Source organism: Streptomyces sp. NPDC048192 (genome assembly GCF_043202415.1).
Classification (GTDB): domain Bacteria; phylum Actinomycetota; class Actinomycetes; order Streptomycetales; family Streptomycetaceae; genus Streptomyces.
Genome location: NZ_JBIDAL010000003.1, coordinates 25,025 through 48,040, shown reverse-complemented (window position 1 = coordinate 48,040; position 23,016 = coordinate 25,025). Strand labels below are relative to the sequence as shown.

The window sequence follows — 23,016 nt, the reverse complement described above, 5'->3', positions numbered from 1 at the left end:
GGACCTGTGAGGGGCCCGGGGACACGCCGGACCGGCCGGGTGGTTACTGTGCAGTCACTTAGCATGCCGTCACGGCACTGCGTGATGACCGCACCCATCGGAGGCGCCCCATGGCTTCGCTCGACAAGGACCTCGCTCCTGTACTCGACAAGGACGGCGTACGGCTCACCGTCGACGACGCGCTCGCCACGGTGACGCTGACCAACCCGGCCAAGCGCAACGCGCAGAGCCCCGCTCTGTGGCGGGCGCTGACCGAGGCCGGCCGGCTGCTGCCGGGCTCCGTCCGCGTCGTCGTGCTGCGCGGCGAGGGCACGTCCTTCTCCGCCGGGCTGGACCGGCAGATGTTCACCCCGGAGGGGATCCCGGGCGAGCCGACCTTCATGGAGCTCGCGCGCCGCGACGACGCCGGGCTCGACGCGACCATCGCCGAATACCAGGAGGCGTTCACCTGGTGGCGGCGCAGCGACATCGTGTCCATCGCCGCCGTCCAGGGGCACGCCATCGGGGCCGGCTTCCAGCTCGCGCTCGCCTGCGATCTTCGCGTCGTCGCGGACGACGTGCAGTTCGCCATGCGCGAGACCAGCCTCGGCCTCGTGCCCGACCTGACCGGCACGCACCCGCTGGTCGGTCTCGTCGGGTATGCCCGCGCGCTGGAGATCTGCGCGACCGGACGGTTCGTCGGCGCCGAGGAGTCCGTGGCGTCCGGACTGGCCAACGTCGCCGTGCCCGCGGACCAACTCGACGACGCCGTACGCGACTTGGCGGCCGCGCTGCTGGCCGCGCCGCGCGACGCCGTGGTGGAGACCAAGGCCCTCCTGCGCGGCGCCCAGGACCGCGACTTCGAGACCCAGCGCGCCGCCGAGCGCGCCGCCCAGTCCCGCCGCCTCAGGGACCTGGCAGGCCTCGGCGACTGAGCCCCGCCCCCACGAACGACCTGATCTCACCGCTGGGCCTGGCTCACCGCCGTCACCAGTACCGTCACCGTCGGTCTGTCCTCCAGCGCGTCCCGTACGGCTGAGCGGACCTGCCGGGTCACGTCGAGGGTCCGGTGGTGCGCGCTCGTGGTCAGTTCCACGCGTGCGTGGCGGTGCGGCAGTCCGGGCGGTGCGGTGCCGGTCGTGCGCTGCTCCAGGTGCACCGCCCGGCCGAGTCCGCCGAGGGAGCCCGTCAGAGCGGTCACCCCGGGCACGGACAGCGCGGCGGCGGCCACCCGGGCCTCGTCGGGGTGCGCGGGCTCCCGCGCGGGCGCCGGCTGCGGTGGGCGCACGTCCGCCGCCGGCGCCCCCGCCTCCAGGAGGTCGGTGACCCGCAGGTCCACCTCCGTCACCGCGAGCCCGAGCCGCTCCACCGCGGCCGTCGCCAGCGCCCGCCGCAGCCGGGACGCCACCGCGGGCAGCGGCTCGGCGGCCGTCGCGGCGAAGTCCGCCGTCAGCCGCAGCGCACCCGGCGGCAGCGCGCTCGGGGGCGCCGGTACGACGGACTCCGGCGCCTCCTCCGGATCGGCCGGGCCCAGCCGCAGCCCGCCCAGCCGCACCCCGGGCATCCCCCGCACCGCCCGCCGCAGCACCGCCGCGGCCGCGGCCTCCGCGATCCACGCCCCGTCACGCGGCCCGCCGAGCGGCAGCAGCCTGCCCAGCCCCACCTGGTGCCGCACCGCCTGTACCCACTCCTGCGCCGTCATTCCTCCAGCCTGCCGTATCGCGGGCGCGCCGCCGGGGAAGCCTGCATACGGTGGACGGAGGACCTCGAAGGGGACGACCACCGAAGGGACGTGCGGCGATGACCGACCTGACGACCACCCCCGAGGGCGAGCCCGGGACACAGGTGACGACCTCGACCCGCAAGACCACCCGGCGCGGCGGCGGCGATCCGGCCACCCGCGGCCGGACCACCATCGCCGACGGCGTCGTGGAGAAGATCGCCGGTCTCGCGGCCCGGGACGTCGTCGGCGTGCACGCCATGGGCGGCGGCCTGGCCCGCACCTTCGGCGCCGTGCGCGACCGGGTGCCGGGCGGCTCCAAGTCGGTGGCCCGGGGCGTGAAGGCCGAGGTCGGCGAGGTGCAGACCGCGCTCGACCTGGAGATCGTCGTCGACTACGGCGTCGCGATCGCCGACGTCGCCCGCGCCGTACGGGAGAACGTGATCGCGGCGGTGGAACGCATGACCGGACTCGAGGTCGTCGAGGTCAACATCGCCGTCAGCGACGTCAAACTGCCCGAGGAGGAGGAAGAGGAGCCCGAACCCCGGATCCAGTGACCCCCGCCCGCACACCACCCGATGAGCTGAGGAGCGCTGCATGAGCATGGCCGTGACCGGCATGATCGCCGGAATGGCGCTGGGCTTCGCCGGGTACTTCGGCGGTTTCGGCGCGTTTTTGCTGGTGGCGGCGCTCGGCGCGGTCGGTTTCGTCGTAGGCCGGTTCGCGGACGGCGACCTGGAACCGGGTGACTTCTTCCGCACCCGCGACACCCGGCGCGACCGGGGGCGGTGAGACGACGATGACCGCCGAGACCGGCGCGGTGAGCCCGCCGGCGGACCTCGTGCCGCCCGGTGAGCGCGGCGCCCTGCGGATCGCCGACCGGGTGGTGGCGAAGATCGCCGCGCAGGCCGCCCGCGAGGCCCTGCCCCCGCCGCCCGCCGGCGCGGCCGCCCCGCACGCCACGGTCGTCGTCCACCGCGACACGGCCCGCGTCCGCGTCCGCCTCGAACTCGGCTACCCCTGCGACGTCGGTGCCCGCTGCGCCGCCGTGCGTCATCAAGTCGCCGAGCGGGTAAGCGCGTTGACGGAGATGGAGGTGCCCGAGGTCGCCGTCCGGGTCGAACGGCTCCACCTGGCACCGCACGGGAGGGCGTGATGAGCGAGCCACAGCCGACCGCACCGACCCTCGAGAAGGACCCCGGCAGCGCCCCGCCCGCCCCCGCCGAGGGCAGCGGCCGCTTCTGGTCGCCGCGCCGCGTCCCGGCCGCCGTCGTCGCGGTGCTGCTGCTGGGCGGCGCCGGCCTGCTGCTGTACGACATCGCCGCCGTGCGCGCCCACCGCCCCGCCATGCGCTGGCGCCGCGCACTGGCCCGGCAGCTGGCCGAACGGCCGCTGGACGACGTCTGGGTGCTGACCGGCGCCGCCGTCGCCGCCGCGCTCGGCCTGTGGCTGATCGTCCTCGCCGTCACGCCCGGTCTGCGCGGCCTGCTGCCCATGCGGCGCCCGCACCCCGACGTCCGGGCCGCGCTGACACGGGACGCGGCGGCGCTCGTGCTGCGCGACCGCGCCATGGACGTGTCCGGCGTCCGGTCGGTCCGGGTGCGGATGCGCCGCGGCAAGGCCGACGTGCGCGCCCTCGCGCACTTCCGCGACCTGGACGAGGTGGGCGCCGACCTCTACACCGTGCTCACGGAAGCCCTCCAGGGGCTCGGCCTGCCCCGGCCGCCCACGCTGTCCGTGCAGGTGGCCCGGCCCGGACGCAAGGGGTGACGGCGATGCGCAGTGGCGTGGCGAACCGCGTGCTGCTGGCCCTCGCCGGCCTGGTCCTGCTCGCGGCCGGCGGTGGGGTCCTGGCCGTCGGCCTGGGCGCGCTGCCGCCGACCTGGTGGATCCACACCGGCCCGCACGACGTGCTGCTGACCAGGTCCGAGCGCACCCACTGGCGGGGCGCCGGCTGGTGGTGGCCGGCCGTCATCGCCGTACTGGCCCTGGTGCTCCTGTGCGCCCTGTGGTGGCTCACGACGGCCGTGCGCCGGCGCCGGCTGACCGAGGTCGTGGTGGACACCGGTGACGGCGCGTCCGCCCTGCTGCGCGGCCGGGCCGTGGAGTCGGCGCTGGCCGAGGAGGCCGTACGGCAGGACGGGGTGGCGCACGCCGAGATCCTGCTGCACGGCAGCCGTACGGCGCCCAGGGCGCGGGTGTGGCTCCAGCTGGAGCCGCATGTCGACCCGGCGAAGGCGCTGCACGAGTTCACCGCCCAGGCCCTGGCGCACGCACGCGAGTCGGCGGGCCTGGCCGCGCTTCCGGCCCAGGTGCGCCTGCGCACGGTCCGGCACCGCGCGGAGCGGGTCGTGTGACGCGCTGCCGCACGGGCCGTTGGATGGGGTGCGGCTCATGGGTCGGTGCCGCGGTGCCGCTCGGCGCGGTGCGGCCGTGGCTCGCGGCGGCCGGCCGGCCTGCCCGAAGGGGCGCGTCGGGCGTCGGCCGGCCCGCCCGTGAGGGGCGCCGCTCAGAACCCGTGCCGCATGCCCCCGTCCACCGGGAGCATGATCCCGCTCAGATAGGAGGCGGCCGGTGACAGCAGGAACGCCGCGACGCGGCCGAACTCCTGCGGTGTGCCGTACCTGCGCAGCGGGATGCGTGACTCGTTGGCGGCGCGGGTGGCCTCGGGGTCGGCGGACAGCCCGTCCAGCTCGCGCACGCGGTCGGTGTCGATCCGCGTCGGCAGCAGGCCCACCACCCGGATGCCGCGCGGCCCGAGTTCGTCGGCGAGCGACTTGGCGAAGCCGGCGAGCCCCGGCCGCAGCCCGTTGGAGATGGTCAGCCCCGGGATCGGCTCGTGCACCGACCCGGAGAGCACGAAGCCGATGACCCCGCCCTCCGCCAGCTCGGCCGCCGCCGCACGGGCGAGCCGCACCGCCCCGAGGAACACCGACTCGAACGCGTTCCGCCACTGCTCGTCGGTGTTGTCGGCCACGAACCCCGGCGCCGGCCCGCCCACGCTCACCAGCACGCCGTGGAACGCGCCGAACGCGTCCCGGGCGGCCGCGATCAGCCGCTCCGGCGCCCCGGGGTCGGCGTTGTCCGCGGCCACGCCGACCGCGTTCGGCCCCAGCTCCGCGGCGGCCTCGGCCACCCGCTTCTCGTCCCGGCCGCTGATCACGACCTTCGCCCCGTCGGCGACGAGTTCCCGCGCGGCGGCGTTGCCCAGCCCGCGGGTCGCCCCGGTGACGACGTACACCCGGTCCTTCAGTCCAAGATCCATGGCCCCTATCCTGCCTGCTCGTCCCCGTAGAGCGTGAGGGCGGTGTTCACCAGGCCGATGTGGCTGAAGGCCTGCGGGAAGTTGCCCAGCTGGCAGCTGTCGACCGGGTCGTACTCCTCGGCCAACAGGCCCACGTCGTTGCACAGGCCCACCAGCCGGTCGAACAGGTCCCTCGCCTCCTTGGTCCGGCCGGTCATGTGCAGCGCGTCGGCCAGCCAGAACGAGCAGGCCAGGAAGGCGCCCTCGCCGCCCGGCAGCCCGTCGATCACCGAGTCCTCGGTGTCGTAGCGGCGCAGGAAGCCGCCGTGCCCGAGGTCCTCGCGGATCGCGTCGACCGTGCCGACGACCCGCGGGTCGTCGGGCGGCAGGAAACCGACGCGCGGAATGAGCAGCAGCGCCGCGTCGAGTTCCCGGGAGCCGTAGTACTGGGTGAAGGTGTTGCGCTCGGGATCGAACCCCTTCTCGCACACCTCCCGGTGGACCTCCTCGCGCAGCCTGCGCCAGCCCTCCAGGTCGCCGTCGAGGTCCCGGTACCGCTCCAGCGTCCGCACGGCCCGGTCGGCGGCCACCCACACCATCACCTTGGAGTGCACGAACTGCTGCCGGCCGCCGCGCACTTCCCACAGCCCCTCGTCCGGCTGCCGCCACGCCGTCTCGAGGAACCCCATCAGGGAGCGCTGCATGGCCCACATGTGCGGGCGCGGGGACAGCCCCGCGCTGCGGGCCAGCGCGAGCGAGTCCATCACCTCGCCGTACACGTCGAGCTGGAGCTGGTCCACGGCGCCGTTGCCGATGCGCACCGGGGCCGAGCCGGCGAAGCCGGGCAGCCAGTCCACTTCGGTCTCCGGCAGCCGCCGTTCGCCGGCGACGCCGTACATGATCTGCAGGTCGGCCGGGTCGCCCGCGACCGCGCGCAGCAGCCAGTCGCGCCAGGCGGACGCCTCCTCGTGGTAGCCGGCGCTGAGCAGCGCGCCGAGGGTGAGGGTGGAGTCGCGCAGCCAGCAGTACCGGTAGTCCCAGTTGCGCACGCCGCCCGGCTTCTCCGGCAGGGAGGTGGTCGCGGCGGCGACGATCCCGCCGGTCGGGGCGTAGGTGAGGGCCTTGAGGGTGATCAGGGAGCGGACGACCGCGTCCCGGTGCGGGCCGTCGTAGCGGCACCGCCGGGCCCAGCGCCGCCAGTCGGTGACGCTGCTCTCCAGGGCCTCGTAGGGGTCGATGAGCGGCGGGCGGCGCTCGTGCGAGGGGTGCCAGGTGAGCACGAACGCCACCCGCTCGCCCTCGGCGAGGGTGAACTCGGAGTGGGTGCCGAAGCCCTCGCCCCAGGTGTGCACGGCCGGCTCGGAGCGCAGCCACGCCGAGTCGGGTCCCGCGACCGCCACCCGGTGCCCGTCCGAGCGGCGCACCCAGGGCGTGATGGAGCCGTAGTCGAAGCGCAGCCGCAGGGTGCTGCGGACGGTGACCCGGCCGCCGGTCCCCTCGACGATGCGTACGACGTCGGGGGCCCGGTCGCGCTGCGGCATCAGGTCGGTGACGCGGACGGAGCCGTCGGGGGTCTCCCACTCGGTGTCGAGGACGAGGGTGTCGGGCCGGTAGGCGCGCCGGGTGCAGGTGCCGGCCCCCTTCGGGGCGATCCGCCAGTGGCCGTGGTCCTCGTCGCCCAGCAGCCGGGCGAAGCAGGCGCCGGAGTCGAAGCGGGGCAGGCAGAGCCAGTCGATCGAGCCGTCCCTGCCGACCAGCGCGGCCGTCTGCTCGTCACCGATGAGGGCGTAGTCCTCGATGCGCGCGTTCACGGGATGCGGTTTCCCGGCGGACCGGAGGGCCAATCAAGGGTGCGCCGGGGGAGTGAGGGGCGTCCGGCGGCGCCGGGTCATACGGCGGCCGGTGCGCTCTCCTCCGGCTTCGCCTCCGCTTCGGCCTCCTCGCGCTCGCGGATCTCCCGGCGGACCAGGAACCACCAGCCGACCGGGACGCCCGCGGCGAACAGCCACCACTGGATCATGTACGCGTAGTTCAGCGGGGCGTCCTCGGTGCCGGGATCGGAGATCTGCTCCGGGCCGCCCTTGGGCGTGGGCGCGGTCTGCTCGACATAGCCGCCGAGCACCTGCGCGCCGAGCCGGTGCGCCTCCTGCTCGCTGTTGATCAGCATGATCTGCCGGTCGGGCAGGCCCTTGACGTTCTTGATGCCGCTCGCCGCGGTCGTCTCGTCGGCCATCAGCCGCCCGGTGATGGTGGTCCGGCCGGACGGCGGGGCGGGGATCTTCGGGAACGCGGTCTGCGCGCCGTCCGCGGGGATCCAGCCCCGGTTGACGAGCAGCACCCTGCCGTCGGTGAGGACGAACGGGGTGAGCACGTGGAAGCCGACCTCGCCGTCGGAGTTGGTCCGGCGCCGGACCACTTCCTGCCGGGCGGTGTCGAAGGTGCCGGTCGCGGTGACCGTGCGGTACCGCTCGGTGCGGGTCACGGCGTGCCCGGGGGAGGACAGCCGCTCCACCGGGACCGGCTTGGCGTGCAGCGCGGCGGAGACCAGGTCGTTGCGGGCGGTGCGTTCCTCGTACCGGTGCTTCTGCCAGAAACCCAGCCTGATCATCGTCGGGATCAGCGCGATCGCGACGAGCGTGAGGATCACCCACTGGCGGGACAACAGGAAGCGGTAGCGGTGCACCCCACGACGGTACCTCCGGGCCGTGGGGTGCATTCAGGCGGGTACCGGGTCACACCCGGTCGACGATCCCCACCTTGCCCTCGGCGCGGGCGCAGTGCGCCCCGCAGTAGAACTTGCCGTCGGCCTCCACGCCCTGCCCGATGATCTGCACCCGGCAGTGCTCGCAGATCGGGGCCATCCGGTGGATCGCGCAGGAGAAGCAGTCGAAGACGTGCACCGCGCCCTGTGCGTGGACCTCGAAGGCCATGCCGTAGTCATTGCCGCAAACTTCACATTTCGCCATGCGCCACAGGGTGAGCCGTCCCCGGCGCACGGGCGAGCGGGCGCCGGGTGAGTCGTCCGGCAACCACCCGTTCGTACGATGACCGTCCTTCGGCGCCGGGCGGTGCCGTCATCCGTCGGCCGGCTCGACGTCCCGCAGCAGCTGCCCGAAGGCCGCCTCGTCCACGATCGGGGTGCCGAACTGCCGGGCCTTGACCACCTTGGACGTGCCCGACTCGGGGTCGTTGGTCACCAGCAGGCTGGTCAGCCGGGAGATGCTGGACGCCACGTGCAGGCCCGCCTCGGTGGCCCGGTCCTCCAGCAGCTCGCGGTCGACGGAGGTGTCCCCGGAGAACGCCACCCGCATGCCCTGTTTGAGGGGTTTGCCGTCTTCGTAGCGGCCCGGGTTGGGGTAAGGGCACGCCGGCCGTTTGCGGGCCGGGCGCCAACCGCCCGTCCGGTAGCCGCCGTAGCCGGCGGAGGCCTGCCGGGGCACCGGACGGTCCGACCACTCCGTCAGCGGCCGGCACTCCAGCAGCGGCAGCCGTACGTTGCCCGCCGCCGCGGCCCGCAGACTGGGCCGGAACGCCTCCGCGAGCACGCGCGCGTCGTCCAGTGCGTGGTGCGCCCGCTGCTGGACGACGCCGTAGTGCGCCGCCAGGGACTCCAGTTTGAAGTTGGGCAGCGGCAGCCCCAGCTCCTTCGACAGCGCGATGGTGCACAGCCGCTGACGCACCGGCGCCTCGCGCTCCGCGCGCGCGTACTCCCGGGCGATCATCTGCCAGTCGAAGACCGCGTTGTGCGCGACCAGCACCCGGCCGTCCAGCCGCGCCGCGAACTCCTCGGCGATGTCCGCGAAGAGCGGGGCCCCTTCGAGCACCTCGCTCGTCAGACCGTGTATCCACACCGGTCCCGGATCGCGCTCCGGGTTGACCAGCGTGTACCAGTGGTCCTCCACCTCGCCGCGCTCGTCCAGCCGGTACACGGCCGCCGAGATGATGCGGTCGTCCCGGGCCAGGCCGGTGGTCTCCACGTCAACGACCGCGTATCCCTTGGGATACGCGGCCGGCCACCGGGTGGGGGAGGACACTGCGGTCGCACGGTCTTCGAGCATGGTCACTGAGGATACGGGCCACGACTGACAGCGCGGTCCCTGAGGTGCCGATGGGGCCGCCGGCACCGCACGCGCGTTCGCGCGCCGGAACAGTGACGCAGCTTCACCGCCGCTCCGGCGCCCGCGGATACGACCGCCCGCTCCGGCGGAGCCCCGCGGCGGACCCCGGCGAAGGGCGTCGGTGCGGTGCGGGCGGCCCCGACGTGGGATCCTCGCCGGTGTGACCGAACCCACCCACGAAGAAGCCCACGGCGGCGCGCTCGGCTCGCGGCTGAACTGGCTGCGGGCCGCCGTCCTGGGCGCGAACGACGGCATCGTCTCCACCGCGGGCATCGTCGTCGGCGTGGCCGGCGCCACGCAGAGCCGGTCCGCGCTGCTCACCGCCGGACTGGCCGGCCTGCTCGCCGGCTCGATGTCCATGGCGGCCGGCGAGTACGTCTCCGTCTCCACCCAGCGCGACTCCGAGATGGCCGCGCTGGCCGTGGAGAGACGTGAGCTGCGCGAGCAGCCGGAGGCCGAGCTGCGGGAGCTGACGACGCTGCTGGAACAGCGGGGACTGTCCCACGAGGTGGCCCGGGAGGCCGCCGTACAGCTCACCGAGCGGGACCCGCTGCGGGCGCACGCGCGCGTGGAGCTGGGCATCGACCCGGAGGAGCTGACCAACCCCTGGCACGCGGCCTGGGCGAGCTTCCTCGCCTTCACGGTGGGCGCGCTGCTGCCGCTGCTGGCCATCGTCCTGCCCCCGGCCGGCTGGCGGCTGGGCGTCACGGTCGGCTCCGTGCTGGCCGCGCTCGTCCTCACCGGCTGGGCCAGCGCCCGGCTCGGCGCGGCGCACCCGAGACGGGCGGTGCTGCGCAACGTCGTCGGCGGCGCCCTGGCGATGGGGGTCACCTACGCGGCGGGCCGCCTGCTGGGCGCGGCCGGCGTCTGACCCGCCGCTCCCGGTGTCGCCGCCCTGAGGGCACCGGTCACCGGCGGCCGGTCCAGGTCCAGCGGATCGGCAGCGGCAGCACTGGTCCAGGACCGTGCCCGGCGGCATACGGCGCAGCGAACTGCACACGCCCGTCGCGGTGATGGCCATCAGCAGGACGGCCGCCGCGCGCGTAGCGGCCGAGCAGCACCGCGCCTGCCGGACTCCCGCGCCACTCCAGCAGAGCCGGCCTGCCGTCCCGTGAGCCGTACAGGCCGCGATGCCGATGTCGCAGCGCGGCGACGAAACCGCAGGAAGCGGCCAACGGCGCCCAGCTGCGCGGCCGTTCGGGCGGGGCGCCGGGCAGCCGCCGGGCGAGCAGGTGCACGAACAGCTCGCCGAGAGGCAGCCTCAGGGCGGCGAGTTTCCGGCCGGCTGCCCGCTCACCACCAGCGGGCGCCGTCCGAGCCCCACGGCACCGGGGGCCGGGCCCAGTTCGCGGGGCCGCCGGCGAAGGACACCGGTGGCAGGGCGTGCCGCAGCCGGCCCAGCGGGCCGTCCGTCTCGGTCAGCCAGGGGTCCGGCCCGTCGTACGGCACGCCCGTGGCCGTGTCCGGCCGGATCCCGTCCGTCAGCCAGTGCGCGGTCCGGGCCAGCGCCAGCCGCACGAACCGGCCGCCTCCGTCGTACGACTGCTCGGTCAGCGCCCGCAGGACGGCCGCCGCCAGCAGATAGCCGGTGCCGTGGTCCAGCGCCTGCGCGGGCAGCGCGCCGGGCTCCGCAGCCGAGCCCTCGGTGACGGCGATGCCGGTCGCGGCCTGCACCAGGCTGTCGAAGCCGCGCCGGCCGCCCCACGGGCCGTACGCGCCCCACGCCGAGATCTGCGCCACCACCAGGCCGGGGCGGCGCGCGGCCAGCGCCCGCGGCGAGAGCCCGAACCGGTCAAGGGCGCCCGGGCGGTAGCCGGTGACGACGACGTCGGCCGAGGCCAGCAGCGCCTCGAAGGCGTCGCGGTCGGCGGCGAGGCCGACGGCCGCCGAGCGCTTCCCGAACCCCGTGTCGGCGTGCAGGTCGGGGAGTTCGGGCAGCCACGGCGCGTCCACGCGCAGCACCTCCGCGCCGAGCAGGGCGAGGGTGCGGGTGGCGACGGGGCCGGCGAGGACCCGGGTCAGGTCCAGCACACGCAGCCCGGCGGCGGGCAGCAGGGGGGAGGTGGCCGGATCGAGGGGGGTGAGCGCGCGCGGCGGCGCGGAGCCCAGGCGCTCGCGCTCGACGAGCGGCCGTGCGGCCAGTTCGGCGGCCTGCCCGGCGGCCGCCCACTCCCCGGACGTGCGCAGGGCCACGGCGAGGCCGCCGGCGTCGAGGACCGCCTCCTCGACGCCCAGGGCCGGCCGTTCGGCGAGGCGGGCGGCCACCGACTCCACGGAGGCGTCCGCCGGCAGCCCCAGACCGGTGAGCAACCGGGCGCGGTGGTGCGGGTAGTTGGCGTGGGTGCGCACCCAGCCGTCGGCCGTCCGCCAGAACCGTGACAGCGGTGCGAAGACGGCCGGGACGCGCCCGTCGACGCGCAGCAGCCGCTCGCTGTGGAAGGCGGCGGCCACGGCCCCGTCGTCCACCCGCACCTCGGGCACCTCGCCGAGCCCCGCGCGCCGCGCCGCCAGTTCGGCGGCGGCCAGCGCGCAGGCGCCGACACACGCGCGTGCCAGCTCGCGCACCGGCAGCCGCGCGGGAAGAGCAGCCGGTCGAGCGACCGTGGTCACCCGGGAGACGAGGGCGGGGTCGCCGCCCAGTGAAGCCCATGCCACCTCGATGTCAGCAGTCATGGATTCACTATGCATTATTGACTGATCAATATTGATTGAATCAATCTCCGGAGGGAGTGCGATCAGGAGCGGGATGGGGCCAGTACAGGTTGACTTCCCTGCGGACGTCGGACGGCCGGAGCTGCCAGCCCTGTGCCAGCGCCCGGTCGGCGACGTACCGGGCCCCGGCGCTCCGGTAGTCGCGCAGGGGTATCCGCCACTCGCGGGGCACCGTCGGCCGCGGCCCGGAGACCTGCGCGGTGCGGCGGCCGACCGCCGTGTCGACCAGCGTCCGGTAGTAGCCGGCGTCCCCTTCGTGCTTCAGCTCCCGCAGACCGACGCACCAGCCGGGCAGCGCCGCCCGGGCCGTCACCCGGTCGAGGAACCTGCCGGCACCCTCCTCGGCCCGGCTGCTGAACGTCGTGACGATTTCCGCGAGCGACGCGAAACCCAGGGCGAAAACCCAGATGAGCAGGGCCAGCAGCCAGTGCACCGGACGGTAGGCGACGCTTGCCGCGAAGCGGCGTACGAGCCGTGCGCGCGGCCGGGCCGGCAGCGGCTCCCAGGCCCCGGGATCTTCATGGTACGGCATGACCGGATCATGCCGTACGGGCGGGCGGCCGGGGACGCCCCGCCACCCGCCCGCGGCCGGGCCCTACCTGGTCACCGCGGCCAGCGCGTCCGCGGTCCCGAACCCGTAGAAGCCGTTGTGGTTCCTCGGCCCCTCGCACACGGCGTCGACCTTGCCGTCACCATTGATGTCGTACGGGTCCGTGCACGGCGTGGCATCGGCCTCCGCGTACAGCAGCGCCTTGACGGCAGCGGCCGGGGCGTGCGGATGGGTTGACTTGATCAATGCGGCCACACCCACGACGTGCGGCGTCGCCATCGACGTACCCGCCATGTAGCCCCACTTGCCGCCCGGCAGCGGGCCCAGGATGAGACCGCTCGTCGCCGGGGGCTCCGGCTTCTGGTAGGCGGTCGAGTCGCCGCCGGGCGCGGCGATGTCGATCACACCGAGGCCGTAGTTGGAGAAGGACGACTTCAGGCCCTTCGCGCCGGTCGCGCTCACCGTCACCACACCCGGCAGCTGGGTCGGTATGTCGTAGCAGGTGTGCGGGTCGATCACACGGTCCGACGGGGTGCCGTCGTTGGGGGAGACCGGGTCGGTGATCGAGTCGGACGCGAGGTCGTAGTTCTCGTTGCCGGCCGCGGCGACGTTGACCGTGCCCTTCCGCTCCGCGTACCGCGAGGCCCGGGTGATGGCGTCGACCAGGGCCCTCTGGTCCGGGTCGGTGGTGCAGTTGAAGTACCACGGGTCGGTGTAATAGCTGTTGTTGGTCACGTCCACGTGGTGCTCGGCCGCCCACATGAAGCCGCAGACCACGGCCTCGGTGTAGAAGTACCCGTCCGGGTTGGCGACCTTGATGCCGGCCACCTTCACGCCCGGCGCCACACCCGTGATGCCGACGCCGTTCTTCGCGCCCGCTATCTCACCGGCCACGTGCGTGCCGTGCGGGCTCTCCGACGCGCTCGGCCGCCAGGCGCCGTCCGTCGTGTCGGCCTTGCCCGAGACGCAGTTGGCGGAGGCCGCGCGGTCGAAGTTGGGCGCGATGTCCGGGTGGGTGTCGTCCACGCCGGTGTCGATGACCGCGACCGTGACGTCCGGGCTGCCCAGCGTCTTCTCGTGCGCCTTGTCCGCCTTGATGGCCGGCAGGTCCCACTGCAGCGGCTCCAGCGGGTCCTGCCCCGCCGACGCCCGCGCGCCGGCCTCGGCGGCCTCCTGGGCGCCGAGCACCTTCGGCGTACCCACGTCGGTGGTGGACTGGGCGGGCAGCGGCGCGTTGCGCGTGGCACCGGCCGAGTCCACCCCGCGCACCGCGCGCATCCGCGCGGCGAAGTCCGGGGCGGCGGAGTGGGCGACGATCACGCCGATCGTGTCGTAACTGGTCACCACCGAGCCGCCGTTACGGGAGATCTCCCGCCGCACGGACTCGATCGTGCGGCGGTCCGTACGCGTGTTGACCACGTACGAGAGGTTCGGGCCGGCGTCCGCCGCCCGCACCGCGCCGGCCGTGGCGGGCGCCGCCGAGGCCGCCGCCGGCAGGAAGCCGAGCGAGGCGGTCAGGGACAGCACGACGGGCACGGCGAGCGCGAGCCGGCGTCTGGAGCGCAGATGAGCCATGGGATCTCCACATCATCCGGGTACAGAACAGCCCGAGACACGATGGCGCTCGGGCAGGTACATGACGGTGGTGCAGGCAGAAGCTATCCCACGGCCCACCGGGCGGCAATGACTTGGCAATGGCTCGACAAGTCCGCTTGCGGAAACAACTCATAGGACTTGAACCGCTCCTCGCGTGGCGCCGTGGACCTTGGACGGGGACCGCCAGCACCATCGAGCCCCCGTCCGAGATCGCTTCCGCAACGCGAGGAGACTCCGTGGCCACCGAGACACCGCCCCCCGCCACGCCGGGGGCCCCACTTCCCTCCACCGAGGAGTTCACCGAGGTGCAGCAGAGCGCGGAGTTCGGTGAACTGCGCCGCGCCCACCGCTCGTTCGCCTTCCCGCTCACCCTCGCCTTCACCGCCTGGTACCTGCTGTACGTGCTGCTCTCCAACTACGCGGGCGGCTTCATGGGTACCAAGGTGGCCGGCAACGTCAACGTGGCCCTCGTGCTGGGCCTCGCCCAGTTCCTCACCACCTTCCTCATCGCCTGGTGGTACGCCCGGCACGCCGCCGCCAAGCTCGACCCCAAGGCGCAGGCCATCAAGTCCCGGATGGAGGGCGGCGCATGAGCCCCGCGATCACCCTGGCCGCCGGTGAGGCGAGCCAGCACCGGCCGCTGATCATCACCCTGTTCGCGGTGTTCGTCGCCGCGACCCTCGTCATCACCGTCTGGGCGGGCCGCCAGACCAAGGACGCCGCCGACTTCTACGCCGGCGGACGGCAGTTCACCGGCTTCCAGAACGGCCTCGCCGTCTCCGGCGACTACATGTCCGCCGCGTCCTTCCTCGGCATCGCGGGCGCCATCGCGCTGTTCGGCTACGACGGCTTCCTGTACTCCATCGGCTTCCTCGTCGCCTGGCTCGTCGCCCTGCTCCTGGTCGCCGAGCCGCTGCGCAACTCCGGCCGCTACACCATGGGCGACGTGCTGGCCTACCGGATGCGCCAGCGCCCGGTCCGCACCGCCGCCGGCGTCTCCACGATCGTGGTCTCGATCTTCTACCTGCTCGCCCAGATGGCCGGCGCCGGCGTCCTCGTCTCGCTGCTGCTCGGCATCACCAGCGACGCCGGCAAGATCGGCATCGTCGCCCTGGTCGGCGTCCTGATGATCGTGTACGTCACCATCGGCGGCATGAAGGGCACCACCTGGGTCCAGATGGTCAAGGCGGTGCTGCTAATCGCGGGCGCCGTGCTGCTGACCTTCCTGGTCCTGCTGAAGTTCCACTTCAACGTCTCCGACCTGCTCGGCAAGGCCGCCGACAACAGCGGCAAGGGCGGGGCGTTCCTGGAGCCCGGCCTGAAGTACGGCGCCACCGGCACGACCAAGCTGGACTTCATCTCGCTCGGCATCGCCCTGGTCCTCGGCACCGCGGGCCTGCCGCACATCCTGATCCGCTTCTACACGGTGCCCTCGGCCAAGGCCGCCCGTAAGTCCGTGATCTGGGCGATCGGCCTGATCGGCGTCTTCTACCTGATGACCCTGGCCCTCGGCTTCGGCGCCGCCGCGCTGATCAAACCGGACGAGATCATCACCTCCAACAAGGCCGGCAACACCGCCGCGCCCCTGCTCGCCCTCCACCTCGGCGGGGTGGACTCCAACTGGGGCGCGATCCTGCTCGCCACCATCTCGGCCGTCGCCTTCGCCACCATCCTCGCCGTCGTCGCCGGTCTCACCCTGGCCTCCTCCTCGTCCTTCGCGCACGACATCTACGCGAACGTCATCAAGAAGGGGCAGGCCACCGAGAAACAGGAGATCGGCGCCGCCCGCTGGGCGACCGTCGGCATCGGCGCCGTCTCGATCCTCCTCGGCGCCCTGGCCCGCGACCTGAACGTGGCCGGCCTGGTCGCCCTCGCCTTCGCCGTCGCCGCCTCCGCCAACCTGCCGACCATCCTCTACAGCCTGTTCTGGAAGCGGTTCACCACCGCGGGTGCCCTGTGGTCGATCTACGGCGGCCTGGTCACCGCGGTCGGCCTGGTGCTGTTCTCCCCGGTGGTCTCCGGCAGCCCGGCCTCGATGTTCCCCGACGTCGACTTCCACTGGTTCCCGCTGGAGAACCCCGGCATCATCTCCATCCCGGTCGGCTTCCTGCTCGGCGTCCTGGGCACCCTCCTCTCCAAGGAGGTCCCGGACACCGGCAAGTACGCCGAGCTGGAGGTGCGGTCCCTGACCGGCACCGGGGCACACTGACGTTCCCACGGCGGCCGCGTCGGCACGGGACTGTACGGTCCTACGACGCGGCCGCGCCGCACCTCGTCGGATCGGGCCGCTGTGGTTGTCGGTGGCGTCACGTAGGCTCACAGGTGACGGAAGACGATGGCAGGGACTTCAGGGAGGGGGCCTGCGTGCTCATCGACACCTACGGCCGGGTGGCCACCGACCTGAGGGTCTCGCTGACCGACCGGTGCAACCTGCGGTGCACGTACTGCATGCCCGAGGAGGGCCTGCAGTGGCTCGCCAAGCCCGACCTGCTCACCGACGACGAGATCGTCCGCCTCGTCGACATCGCGGTGCGCACGCTCGGCATCGAGGAGGTCCGCTTCACCGGCGGCGAGCCCCTGCTGCGGCCGGGTCTGGTCGGGATCGTCGAGCGCGTGGCGGCGCTGGCCCCGCGCCCCCAGATGTCCCTCACCACCAACGGCATCGGCCTCAGGCGCACCGCGTCCGCGCTGAAGGCCGCCGGCCTGGACCGGGTCAACGTCTCCCTGGACACCCTGCGCACGGACGTCTTCAAGACCCTGACCCGCCGCGACCGCCACAAGGACGTCCTGGAAGGACTCGAGGCCGCCCGCGACGCCGGTCTGACCCCCGTCAAGGTCAACTCGGTCCTGATGCCGGGCCTGAACGACGACGAGGCGCCCGACCTGCTCGCCTGGGCCGTGGAGCACGACTACGAACTGCGGTTCATCGAGCAGATGCCGCTCGACGCCCAGCACGGCTGGAAACGCGAGGGCATGGTCACCGCCGGGGACATCCTCGCCTCCCTGCGCACCCGCTTCGACCTCACCCCCGAGGGCGCCGAGGCACGCGGCTCGGCCCCGGCGGAGCGCTGGCTGGTGAACGGCGGCCCGCACCGGGTCGGCGTCATCGCCTCGGTCACCCGCCCCTTCTGCGCGGCCTGCGACCGCACCCGGCTCACGGCCGACGGCCAGATACGCACGTGCCTGTTCGCCACCGAGGAGACAGATCTGCGCGCGGCCCTGCGCTCCGGCGCCCCGGACGAGGAGATCGCCCGCATCTGGAAGCTGGCCATGTGGGGGAAGAAGGCGGGGGCGGGCCTGGACGACCCGTCGTTCGTGCAGCCGGACCGGCCGATGTCCGCGATCGGCGGCTAGCCCCTGGGGCTCAGGCCCCTTCGGGTTCCTGCCAGTCCGCGAACTTCACCACGTCCTTCAGGAAGCCCCTGACCCCGAGGAACTGCGAGAGATGCTCGCGGTGTTCCTCGCACGCGAGCCATGTCTTGCGCCGCTCCGGAGTGTGGATCTTCGGGTTGTTCCACGCCAGCACCCACACGGCGTCGGCACGGCAGCCCTTGGCGGAGCAGATCGGGGTCTCGTCACTCACGGTTCGTCTCGGTCTGTCGTCTCGGTCTGTTGGCGTGCTCTGTGTACGGAACAGGGCTCAAACAAGGCGACGCCGAGCAGCCACGGGGGGAGCTGCCCGGCGTCGGTCCGTCGCTCCGACGGGGGATGCGGAGCGCGTATGCAGTATGTCACGGCAACCCCGTCGCCCGGCACTGGAACGGCACATCGATCTGAGCATTTCTTGAGCTTGCCGGGCGATGACGTTCCGCTTCCGCCGCATCCGCCGTGCTCACGCGGGGTCGCTCCGCTCACCCGCCCCCGTGGGGTGGGCTGCCGTGTCACCGTGGACGGACTCCGCCCGCGCCTCCTCCGCCCGCGCCTCCTCCGCCCGCGGCGGCGTGATCATCGGCCGCATCGGCGTGGCGATGAACGTCGAGGGAAGGGACGGCGGCCGCTCCCGGCCGGCGTTCGCGATCACCACGGCGACATAGGGCAGCAGCGCCCCGGCGACGAGCGCCACGATGGCGACGTACCGCTCGACATTCCACAAGGAGACCGCGAGGATCACCGACACCGTACGGATCGTCATCGAGATGACGTACCGCCGCTGCCGGCCCCGCACGTCCTCGGCGAGACCCGTCCGGGCTCCGGTGATCCGGAACACCTGGACGCCGCCGTGCTGTTTCCGCATCACAGTCCACCATCCGCCCGCATCGGAATCTCCCCGACCCTCCAACGTTACGCCGCGCCCGCCCCGCTCACGAGACCGGGTCACCCGCTGCCTGCGGTGATGCGTCGGCCGACGCCCGCACGGGGGACCACGACATGCGCCGTACGGGCGGCCGACCCACACTGGCCGTAATGCTCACGTCGAGCCGTACAAGGAGGCAGCCATGGGCTGGTTGTGGGCGATCATCGTGGGATTCGTGCTGGGCGTCATAGCCAAGGCCGTCATCCCGGGCAAGCAGCACAGTCCCCTGTGGCTGACCACCATCTGCGGCATGCTCGGCGCCATCGTGGGCAACGCGGTGGCCCGCGCCGTCGGCGTCGCCTCCACCCGCGGCATCGACTGGAGCCGGCACATCTTCCAGCTGGTGGCCGCCATCATCATCGTCGCGGCCGTGGACGCGCTCTACATGGCCACGCTCGGCAGGCGGAAGCAGGAGCGCGTCCGAGCCTGAGGACGCCGTGCCCCCTACGGCGCTCAGGCGCCCCCGTGACCGGGGGCGCCCGACGCTCAGGCACCCACGACTCAGGCGCCCACGACCTCCACCGCGGCGAGGTTCTTCTTCCCGCGGCGCAGCACCAGCCACCGCCCGTCCAGCAGGTCCTCGGACGAGGGCACCGCGTCCTCGGAGGCGACCTTCACGTTGTTCACGTAGGCCCCGCCCTCCTTGACGGTCCGCCGCGCGGCCGACTTGCTGGCGACGAGCCCGACCTCGGCGAACAGGTCCACGACCGCACCCAGCTCGGGAACCCGGATGTGCGGCACCTCGGACAGCGCCGCCGCCAGCGTCCGCCCGTCCAGCTCCGCCAGCTCGCCCTGCCCGAACAGGGCGCGCGAGGCGGCGATCACCTTGGCCGTCTGGTCGGCGCCGTGCACCAGCGTCGTCAGCTCCTCCGCCAGCGCCCGCTGCGCGGCCCGCGCCTGCGGCCGCTCCTCGGTCTGCCGCTCCAGCTCCTCGAGCTCCTCACGGGAGCGGAAGGACAGGATGCGCAGGTAGCGGGAGATGTCCCGGTCGTCCACGTTCAGCCAGAACTGGTAGAACGCGTACGGCGTCGTCATCTCCGGGTCGAGCCAGACCGCGCCGCCCTCGGTCTTGCCGAACTTGGTGCCGTCCGCCTTCGTCATCAGCGGCGTCGCCAGGGCGTGCACGTTCGCGTCGGGCTCCAGGCGGTGGATCAGGTCCAGGCCGGCCGTGAGGTTGCCCCACTGGTCGCTGCCGCCCTGCTGGAGGGTGCAGCCGTAGCGCCGGTAGAGCTGCAGGAAGTCCATGCCCTGCAGGATCTGGTAGCTGAACTCCGTGTAGCTGATGCCCTGGTCGGACTCCAGCCGCCGGGCCACCGAGTCCTTCGTCAGCATCTTGTTGACACGGAAGTGCTTGCCGATGTCCCGCAGGAACTCGATCGCCGACAGGTTCGCCGTCCAGTCGAGGTTGTTGACCATCACGGCCGCGTTCTCACCCTCGAAGGACAGGAACGGCTCGATCTGGCGGCGCAGCTTCTCCACCCAGCCGGCCACCGTCTCCGGGTCGTTCAGCGTGCGCTCCGCGGTCGGGCGCGGGTCGCCGATCAGCCCGGTGGCGCCGCCGACCAGCGCCAGCGGCCGGTGACCGGCCTGCTGGAGCCGGCGCACGGTGAGCACCTGCACCAGATGTCCCACATGGAGCGACGGCGCCGTGGGGTCGAAGCCGCAATAGAACGTGACGGGACCGTCCGCGAGCGCCTTGCGCAAAGCGTCCTCGTCAGTGGACAGGGCGAACAGCCCCCGCCACTTCAGCTCGTCGACGATGTCCGTCACGGTTCTCGTGTCTCCTCGATGATCTTCGGGCAGCCGGGTGACACCCGACCACGAACGCCTACGAGGTTATACGCCCTGACTGACAGAGCTCATGTTGAAATCGGGGATGCGCAGCGGCGGCATCGCGGCCCGGGTGAACCAGTCGCTCCACTCGCGCGGCAGGGTCCGCTCGGTGCGGCCCGCCTCGGTGGCCCGCCGCAGCAGGTCCACCGGCGACTCGTTGAACCGGAAGTTGTTCACCTGCCCGGTCACCTCGCCGTTCTCCACGAGGTACACGCCGTCCCGGGTCAGGCCGGTGAGCAGCAGCGTCGCCGGGTCGACCTCGCGGATGTACCACAGGCAGGTCAGCAGCAGCCCCCGCTCGGTGGCCGCGACCATCTCCTGAAGCGAGCGGTCCTCCCCGCCGTCCAGGACGAGGTTCCCGAGGGCCGGAGCCACCGGCAGCCCGGTCAGGGCCGCGCTGTGCCGGGTGGTCGTCAGATGCGTGAGGACCCCCTCGGAGATCCACTCCGTGGCACGGGCCGGCAGCCCGTTGTCGAACACGGACTGGTCGCCGCCGGAGGAGTGGGCGACCACGAAGGGCGGGCATTCCAGGCCCGGCTCGTTCGGGTCGCTGCGCAGGGTCAGCGGCAGCTCGCACAGCTTCTCGCCCACGCGAGTGCCGCCGCCCGGCTTGGAGAACACCGTCCGGCCCTCGGCCGCGTCCCGGCCCGACGCCGACCACAGCTGGTAGATCAGCAGGTCGGCGACGGCCGTGGGCGGCAGCAGGGTCTCGTAGCGGCCGGCGGGCAGCTCCACGCGCCGCTCCGCCCAGCCGAGCCGCACCGCCAGCTCGGCGTCGAGCGCGCCCGGGTCGATGTCCTTGAAGTCCCGGGTGGAGCGGCCCGCCCAGGCCGAGCGCGTGCGGTCGGGCGACTTGGCGTTCAGCTCGAGCGTGCCGGTGGGCTGGTCGTGGCGCAGCCGCAGCCCGGTGGACGTGCCCAGGTACGTCGACACCAGCTCGTGGTTGGCGAAGCCGTACAGCTCCCGGCCGCCGGCACGCGCGCGTGCGAACGCCTCGCCCAGCGCCGGCGCGAAGTCGGCGAAGACGGCGGAGGAGGTCTCGGCCGGAGCGTCCGTGAAGTCCGGCGACGCGGGCACGCCGGCGACCAGCGGCTGCGCGTCCTCGGCCGGCCCGGCGCCGCGCGCGGCGGCCTCCGCGGCCCGCACCAGCGGCTCCAGCTCCTCGGCGGTGACCGCGGACCGGGACACCACGCCGGAGGCGGTGCCCTGCGCGCCGTCCACGGTCGCGATCACGGTGAGCGTACGGCCGCGGGTCACGCCGTTCGTGGTCAGCGCGTTGCCCGCCCAGCGCAGGTTGGCGGTGGAGTGCTCGTCGGCGATGACGACGCAGCCGTCGGCCCGGGACAGCGCCAGCGCCTGCTCGACGGTCTCGTGCGGCTTGTTCGTACGGGCGCTCATCGGCCGGCCTCCTGCGTGGTGTTCAGAATGGTGACGCCCCGGAAGAGGGCGGACGGGCAGCCGTGCGACACGGCGGCCACCTGCCCCGGCTGGGCCTTGCCGCAGTTGAAGGCGCCGCCGAGGACGTAGGTCTGCGGGCCGCCCACCGCGGTCATCGAGCCCCAGAAGTCCGTCGTGGTCGCCTGGTAGGCCACGTCCTTCAGCTGCCCGGTGATCCGCCCGTTCTCGATCTTGAAGAACCGCTGCCCGGTGAACTGGAAGTTGTACCGCTGCATGTCGATCGACCAGGACCGGTCGCCGACCACGTAGATGCCCCGCTCGACGCCCCCGATCAGGTCCTCGGTGGACATCCCGGCCGGATCGGGCCGCAGCGAGACGTTGGCCATGCGCTGCACCGGCACGTGCGCGGGGGAGTCGGCGTACGCGCACCCGTTGGACCGCTCGAACCCGGTCAGCCGGGCGATCCTGCGGTCCAGCTGGTAGCCGACCAGCGTGCCGTCCTTCACCAGGTCCCAGGACTGCGCCTCGACGCCCTCGTCGTCGTACCCGATGGTCGCCAGGCCGTGCTCGGCGGTGCGGTCACCGGTGACGTTCATCAGCTCGGAGCCGTACTTCAGCTTGCCCAGCTGGTCGAAGGTGGCGAAGGAGGTGCCGGCGTAGGCGGCCTCGTAGCCGAGGGCGCGGTCCAGCTCGGTGGCGTGGCCGATCGACTCGTGGATGGTCAGCCACAGGTTGGACGGGTCGACGACCAGGTCGTACAGGCCCGGCTCCACGCTCGGCGCGCGCATCTTCTCGGCCAGCAGCTCCGGGATCCGCTCCAGCTCGCCGTCCCAGTCCCAGCCGGTACCGGTCAGGTACTCCCACCCGCGCCCCACGGGCGGCGCGAGGGTCCGCATGGAGTCGAACTCTCCGCTGGACTCGTCCACCGACACCGCCGTCAGCTGCGGATGCAGCCGCACCCGCTGCTGGGTCGTCGCGGTCCCGGCGGTGTCGGCGTAGAACTTGTTCTCGTGCACGGTGAGCAGCGAGGCGTCCACATGGTCGACGCCCTTCGCGGCCAGCAGCCGCGCGCTCCACTCCGTGAGCAGCGCGACCTTCTCCTCGTCGGGCACGGAGAACGGATCGATCTCGTACGAGGACACCCACGTCTTGTCGGCATGCACCGGCTCGTCGGCCAGCTCCACCCTCTCGTCCGCCCCCGCGGCCCTGATGACCTGCGCGGACAGCTTGGCCATGGCCACCGCCTGCGCGGCCACCCGGGCGGCCGCGTCCATGGTCAGGTCCACACCGGAGGCGAAACCCCACGTACCGCCGTGCACGACCCGCACCGCGTACCCGAGGTCGGTGGTGTCCGACGACCCGGACGGCCTCGCGTCCCGCAGCCGCCAGTCCGCGCTGCGCACCCGCTCGAAACGGAAGTCCGCGTGCTCGGCCCCGAGCGCACGCGCGCGCGCGAGTGCCGCGTCGGCCAGGGACCTGAGCGGAAGCGCCGTGAAGGCTTCGTCGATGGAATGAGGCACGGAGGTCTCCCTGCTGTCGTGGCCTGTCGGCTCCGATCATGTCGTGGCAGGC

25 protein-coding genes and 1 pseudogene are annotated in these 23,016 nt (G+C 73.2%); 11 read left to right on the top strand and 15 right to left on the bottom strand.

The annotated features are described in order from the left end of the window. Positions 1 to 110: 110 nt before the first annotated feature. Positions 111 to 914 carry an enoyl-CoA hydratase/isomerase family protein gene (locus ACGFZN_RS05835; protein WP_393857240.1) on the top strand — a complete coding sequence of 268 codons (804 nt, stop codon included), beginning with the start codon at positions 111 to 113 and terminating at the stop codon, positions 912 to 914. Positions 915 to 940: 26 nt separating this feature from the next. Here the strand turns inward: ACGFZN_RS05835 and ACGFZN_RS05830 are convergent, their stop codons facing one another. Then, on the bottom strand, positions 941 to 1,681 hold the full coding sequence (locus tag ACGFZN_RS05830; protein WP_393857239.1) for a nucleopolyhedrovirus P10 family protein: 741 nt from the start codon (positions 1,679 to 1,681) through the stop codon (positions 941 to 943). Positions 1,682 to 1,779: 98 nt separating this feature from the next. On the opposite strand from ACGFZN_RS05830, the gene ACGFZN_RS05825 reads away from it, so the two are divergent. The 5 genes from ACGFZN_RS05825 to amaP are packed head-to-tail and all read left to right on the top strand — an operon-like array spanning position 1,780 to position 4,056. Continuing rightward, complete coding sequence (locus ACGFZN_RS05825) at positions 1,780 to 2,256, top strand: Asp23/Gls24 family envelope stress response protein (protein WP_393857238.1); 477 nt, start codon at positions 1,780 to 1,782, stop codon at positions 2,254 to 2,256. Positions 2,257 to 2,296: 40 nt separating this feature from the next. After that, positions 2,297 to 2,491, top strand: coding sequence for a hypothetical protein (locus tag ACGFZN_RS05820; RefSeq protein ID WP_393857237.1), 195 nt, complete (start codon positions 2,297 to 2,299; stop codon positions 2,489 to 2,491). Positions 2,492 to 2,498: 7 nt separating this feature from the next. Continuing rightward, on the top strand, positions 2,499 to 2,855 hold the full coding sequence (locus tag ACGFZN_RS05815; RefSeq protein WP_393857236.1) for a hypothetical protein: 357 nt from the start codon (positions 2,499 to 2,501) through the stop codon (positions 2,853 to 2,855). Then, positions 2,855 to 3,469: a DUF6286 domain-containing protein gene (locus tag ACGFZN_RS05810; RefSeq protein ID WP_393857235.1), complete on the top strand. Its 615-nt coding sequence runs from the start codon at positions 2,855 to 2,857 to the stop codon at positions 3,467 to 3,469. The genes ACGFZN_RS05815 and ACGFZN_RS05810 overlap by 1 nt, the downstream gene beginning before the upstream one ends. Positions 3,470 to 3,474: 5 nt before the next feature. Next, a complete protein-coding gene (gene amaP / locus ACGFZN_RS05805) occupies positions 3,475 to 4,056 on the top strand; it encodes an alkaline shock response membrane anchor protein AmaP (protein ID WP_393857234.1) in 582 nt (193 codons plus the stop codon). Between the two features lie 152 nt (positions 4,057 to 4,208). Here the strand turns inward: amaP and ACGFZN_RS05800 are convergent, their stop codons facing one another. The 5 genes from ACGFZN_RS05800 to ACGFZN_RS05780 form a co-directional block, all read right to left on the bottom strand. Then, positions 4,209 to 4,964, bottom strand: a complete 756-nt coding sequence (locus ACGFZN_RS05800; RefSeq protein ID WP_393857233.1) for an SDR family oxidoreductase — start codon at positions 4,962 to 4,964, stop codon at positions 4,209 to 4,211. A 5-nt stretch (positions 4,965 to 4,969) separates the two neighbouring features. Further along, on the bottom strand, positions 4,970 to 6,754 hold the full coding sequence (locus ACGFZN_RS05795) for a glycoside hydrolase family 15 protein (protein WP_393857232.1): 1,785 nt from the start codon (positions 6,752 to 6,754) through the stop codon (positions 4,970 to 4,972). A gap of 77 nt (positions 6,755 to 6,831) precedes the next feature. After that, positions 6,832 to 7,659, bottom strand: coding sequence for an SURF1 family protein (locus tag ACGFZN_RS05790; RefSeq protein ID WP_393857231.1), 828 nt, complete (start codon positions 7,657 to 7,659; stop codon positions 6,832 to 6,834). Between the two features lie 16 nt (positions 7,660 to 7,675). Next, complete coding sequence (locus ACGFZN_RS05785; protein ID WP_330340843.1) at positions 7,676 to 7,909, bottom strand: hypothetical protein; 234 nt, start codon at positions 7,907 to 7,909, stop codon at positions 7,676 to 7,678. A gap of 108 nt (positions 7,910 to 8,017) precedes the next feature. Further along, positions 8,018 to 9,001 (bottom strand): DEDDh family exonuclease, encoded by a 984-nt coding sequence (locus tag ACGFZN_RS05780; RefSeq protein WP_393857230.1) that lies wholly within the window; start codon positions 8,999 to 9,001, stop codon positions 8,018 to 8,020. A 220-nt stretch (positions 9,002 to 9,221) separates the two neighbouring features. Between ACGFZN_RS05780 and ACGFZN_RS05775 the strand changes: the two genes are divergently transcribed. Then, positions 9,222 to 9,932 (top strand): VIT family protein, encoded by a 711-nt coding sequence (locus ACGFZN_RS05775; protein ID WP_393857229.1) that lies wholly within the window; start codon positions 9,222 to 9,224, stop codon positions 9,930 to 9,932. A gap of 81 nt (positions 9,933 to 10,013) precedes the next feature. On the opposite strand, the pseudogene ACGFZN_RS05770 reads toward ACGFZN_RS05775, so the two are convergent. From ACGFZN_RS05770 to ACGFZN_RS05755, 4 genes and pseudogenes are all read right to left on the bottom strand, one after another. After that, positions 10,014 to 10,413: pseudogene (locus ACGFZN_RS05770) on the bottom strand (hypothetical protein); the annotation flags it as partial. Continuing rightward, positions 10,355 to 11,734, bottom strand: coding sequence for a CoA transferase (locus ACGFZN_RS05765; RefSeq protein WP_393857228.1), 1,380 nt, complete (start codon positions 11,732 to 11,734; stop codon positions 10,355 to 10,357). The gene ACGFZN_RS05765 and the pseudogene ACGFZN_RS05770, both read right to left, overlap by 59 nt. A gap of 40 nt (positions 11,735 to 11,774) precedes the next feature. After that, entirely contained in the window at positions 11,775 to 12,305 is a 531-nt protein-coding gene (locus ACGFZN_RS05760; protein WP_393857227.1) for a hypothetical protein, read from the bottom strand. 63 nt (positions 12,306 to 12,368) lie between these two features. Next, the gene (locus ACGFZN_RS05755; protein WP_393857226.1) at positions 12,369 to 13,898 is read right to left on the bottom strand and encodes a S8 family serine peptidase; all 1,530 of its coding nucleotides are present in this window, start codon (positions 13,896 to 13,898) and stop codon (positions 12,369 to 12,371) included. 257 nt (positions 13,899 to 14,155) lie between these two features. Here ACGFZN_RS05755 and ACGFZN_RS05750 point away from each other — a divergent pair, with 257 nt between their 5' ends. The 3 genes from ACGFZN_RS05750 (at position 14,156) to moaA (ending at position 17,273) form a co-directional block, all read left to right on the top strand. Next, a complete protein-coding gene (locus ACGFZN_RS05750; RefSeq protein ID WP_393857225.1) occupies positions 14,156 to 14,512 on the top strand; it encodes a DUF485 domain-containing protein in 357 nt (118 codons plus the stop codon). Next, a complete protein-coding gene (locus tag ACGFZN_RS05745) occupies positions 14,509 to 16,128 on the top strand; it encodes a cation acetate symporter (RefSeq protein ID WP_393857224.1) in 1,620 nt (539 codons plus the stop codon). The genes ACGFZN_RS05750 and ACGFZN_RS05745 overlap by 4 nt, the downstream gene beginning before the upstream one ends. A gap of 155 nt (positions 16,129 to 16,283) precedes the next feature. Beyond that, on the top strand, positions 16,284 to 17,273 hold the full coding sequence (gene moaA, locus ACGFZN_RS05740; RefSeq protein ID WP_393857223.1) for a GTP 3',8-cyclase MoaA: 990 nt from the start codon (positions 16,284 to 16,286) through the stop codon (positions 17,271 to 17,273). 10 nt (positions 17,274 to 17,283) lie between these two features. Here the strand turns inward: moaA and ACGFZN_RS05735 are convergent, their stop codons facing one another. After that, positions 17,284 to 17,502 (bottom strand): hypothetical protein, encoded by a 219-nt coding sequence (locus ACGFZN_RS05735; RefSeq protein WP_360150868.1) that lies wholly within the window; start codon positions 17,500 to 17,502, stop codon positions 17,284 to 17,286. A 249-nt stretch (positions 17,503 to 17,751) separates the two neighbouring features. Next, on the bottom strand, positions 17,752 to 18,153 hold the full coding sequence (locus tag ACGFZN_RS05730; protein ID WP_393857222.1) for a DUF3099 domain-containing protein: 402 nt from the start codon (positions 18,151 to 18,153) through the stop codon (positions 17,752 to 17,754). 202 nt (positions 18,154 to 18,355) lie between these two features. Between ACGFZN_RS05730 and ACGFZN_RS05725 the strand changes: the two genes are divergently transcribed. Further along, positions 18,356 to 18,643, top strand: a complete 288-nt coding sequence (locus tag ACGFZN_RS05725) for a GlsB/YeaQ/YmgE family stress response membrane protein (RefSeq protein WP_393857221.1) — start codon at positions 18,356 to 18,358, stop codon at positions 18,641 to 18,643. Between the two features lie 71 nt (positions 18,644 to 18,714). On the opposite strand, the gene tyrS is transcribed toward ACGFZN_RS05725, so the two are convergent. The 3 genes from tyrS to ACGFZN_RS05710 all read right to left on the bottom strand — a co-directional run bounded on the left by tyrS (position 18,715) and on the right by ACGFZN_RS05710 (position 22,964). Then, entirely contained in the window at positions 18,715 to 19,983 is a 1,269-nt protein-coding gene (gene tyrS, locus ACGFZN_RS05720; protein ID WP_393857220.1) for a tyrosine--tRNA ligase, read from the bottom strand. Positions 19,984 to 20,049: 66 nt separating this feature from the next. Continuing rightward, positions 20,050 to 21,444 (bottom strand): metallopeptidase TldD-related protein, encoded by a 1,395-nt coding sequence (locus ACGFZN_RS05715; RefSeq protein WP_393857219.1) that lies wholly within the window; start codon positions 21,442 to 21,444, stop codon positions 20,050 to 20,052. Next, entirely contained in the window at positions 21,441 to 22,964 is a 1,524-nt protein-coding gene (locus ACGFZN_RS05710) for a TldD/PmbA family protein (RefSeq protein WP_393857218.1), read from the bottom strand. Before ACGFZN_RS05710 ends, ACGFZN_RS05715 begins: the two co-directional genes overlap by 4 nt. Between the last annotated feature and the right edge of the window lie 52 nt (positions 22,965 to 23,016).

Excerpts from the sequence above, each read along its gene's own strand:
- ACGFZN_RS05765 (WP_393857228.1), bottom strand. The coding sequence starts at position 11,734 with ATGACTGCTGACATCGAGGTGGCATGGGCTTCACTGGGCGGCGACCCC.
- ACGFZN_RS05830 (WP_393857239.1), bottom strand. The coding sequence starts at position 1,681 with ATGACGGCGCAGGAGTGGGTACAGGCGGTGCGGCACCAGGTGGGGCTG.
- ACGFZN_RS05835 (WP_393857240.1), top strand. The coding sequence starts at position 111 with ATGGCTTCGCTCGACAAGGACCTCGCTCCTGTACTCGACAAGGACGGC.
- ACGFZN_RS05790 (WP_393857231.1), bottom strand. The coding sequence starts at position 7,659 with ATGCACCCCACGGCCCGGAGGTACCGTCGTGGGGTGCACCGCTACCGC.
- ACGFZN_RS05725 (WP_393857221.1), top strand. The coding sequence starts at position 18,356 with ATGGGCTGGTTGTGGGCGATCATCGTGGGATTCGTGCTGGGCGTCATA.
- ACGFZN_RS05755 (WP_393857226.1), bottom strand. The coding sequence starts at position 13,898 with ATGGCTCATCTGCGCTCCAGACGCCGGCTCGCGCTCGCCGTGCCCGTC.
- ACGFZN_RS05810 (WP_393857235.1), top strand. The coding sequence starts at position 2,855 with ATGAGCGAGCCACAGCCGACCGCACCGACCCTCGAGAAGGACCCCGGC.
- ACGFZN_RS05820 (WP_393857237.1), top strand. The coding sequence starts at position 2,297 with ATGAGCATGGCCGTGACCGGCATGATCGCCGGAATGGCGCTGGGCTTC.
- ACGFZN_RS05730 (WP_393857222.1), bottom strand. The coding sequence starts at position 18,153 with ATGCGGAAACAGCACGGCGGCGTCCAGGTGTTCCGGATCACCGGAGCC.
- ACGFZN_RS05780 (WP_393857230.1), bottom strand. The coding sequence starts at position 9,001 with ATGCTCGAAGACCGTGCGACCGCAGTGTCCTCCCCCACCCGGTGGCCG.
- ACGFZN_RS05715 (WP_393857219.1), bottom strand. The coding sequence starts at position 21,444 with ATGAGCGCCCGTACGAACAAGCCGCACGAGACCGTCGAGCAGGCGCTG.
- amaP (WP_393857234.1), top strand. The coding sequence starts at position 3,475 with ATGCGCAGTGGCGTGGCGAACCGCGTGCTGCTGGCCCTCGCCGGCCTG.
- ACGFZN_RS05760 (WP_393857227.1), bottom strand. The coding sequence starts at position 12,305 with ATGCCGTACCATGAAGATCCCGGGGCCTGGGAGCCGCTGCCGGCCCGG.
- ACGFZN_RS05785 (WP_330340843.1), bottom strand. The coding sequence starts at position 7,909 with ATGGCGAAATGTGAAGTTTGCGGCAATGACTACGGCATGGCCTTCGAG.
- ACGFZN_RS05825 (WP_393857238.1), top strand. The coding sequence starts at position 1,780 with ATGACCGACCTGACGACCACCCCCGAGGGCGAGCCCGGGACACAGGTG.
- ACGFZN_RS05815 (WP_393857236.1), top strand. The coding sequence starts at position 2,499 with ATGACCGCCGAGACCGGCGCGGTGAGCCCGCCGGCGGACCTCGTGCCG.
- ACGFZN_RS05745 (WP_393857224.1), top strand. The coding sequence starts at position 14,509 with ATGAGCCCCGCGATCACCCTGGCCGCCGGTGAGGCGAGCCAGCACCGG.
- ACGFZN_RS05800 (WP_393857233.1), bottom strand. The coding sequence starts at position 4,964 with ATGGATCTTGGACTGAAGGACCGGGTGTACGTCGTCACCGGGGCGACC.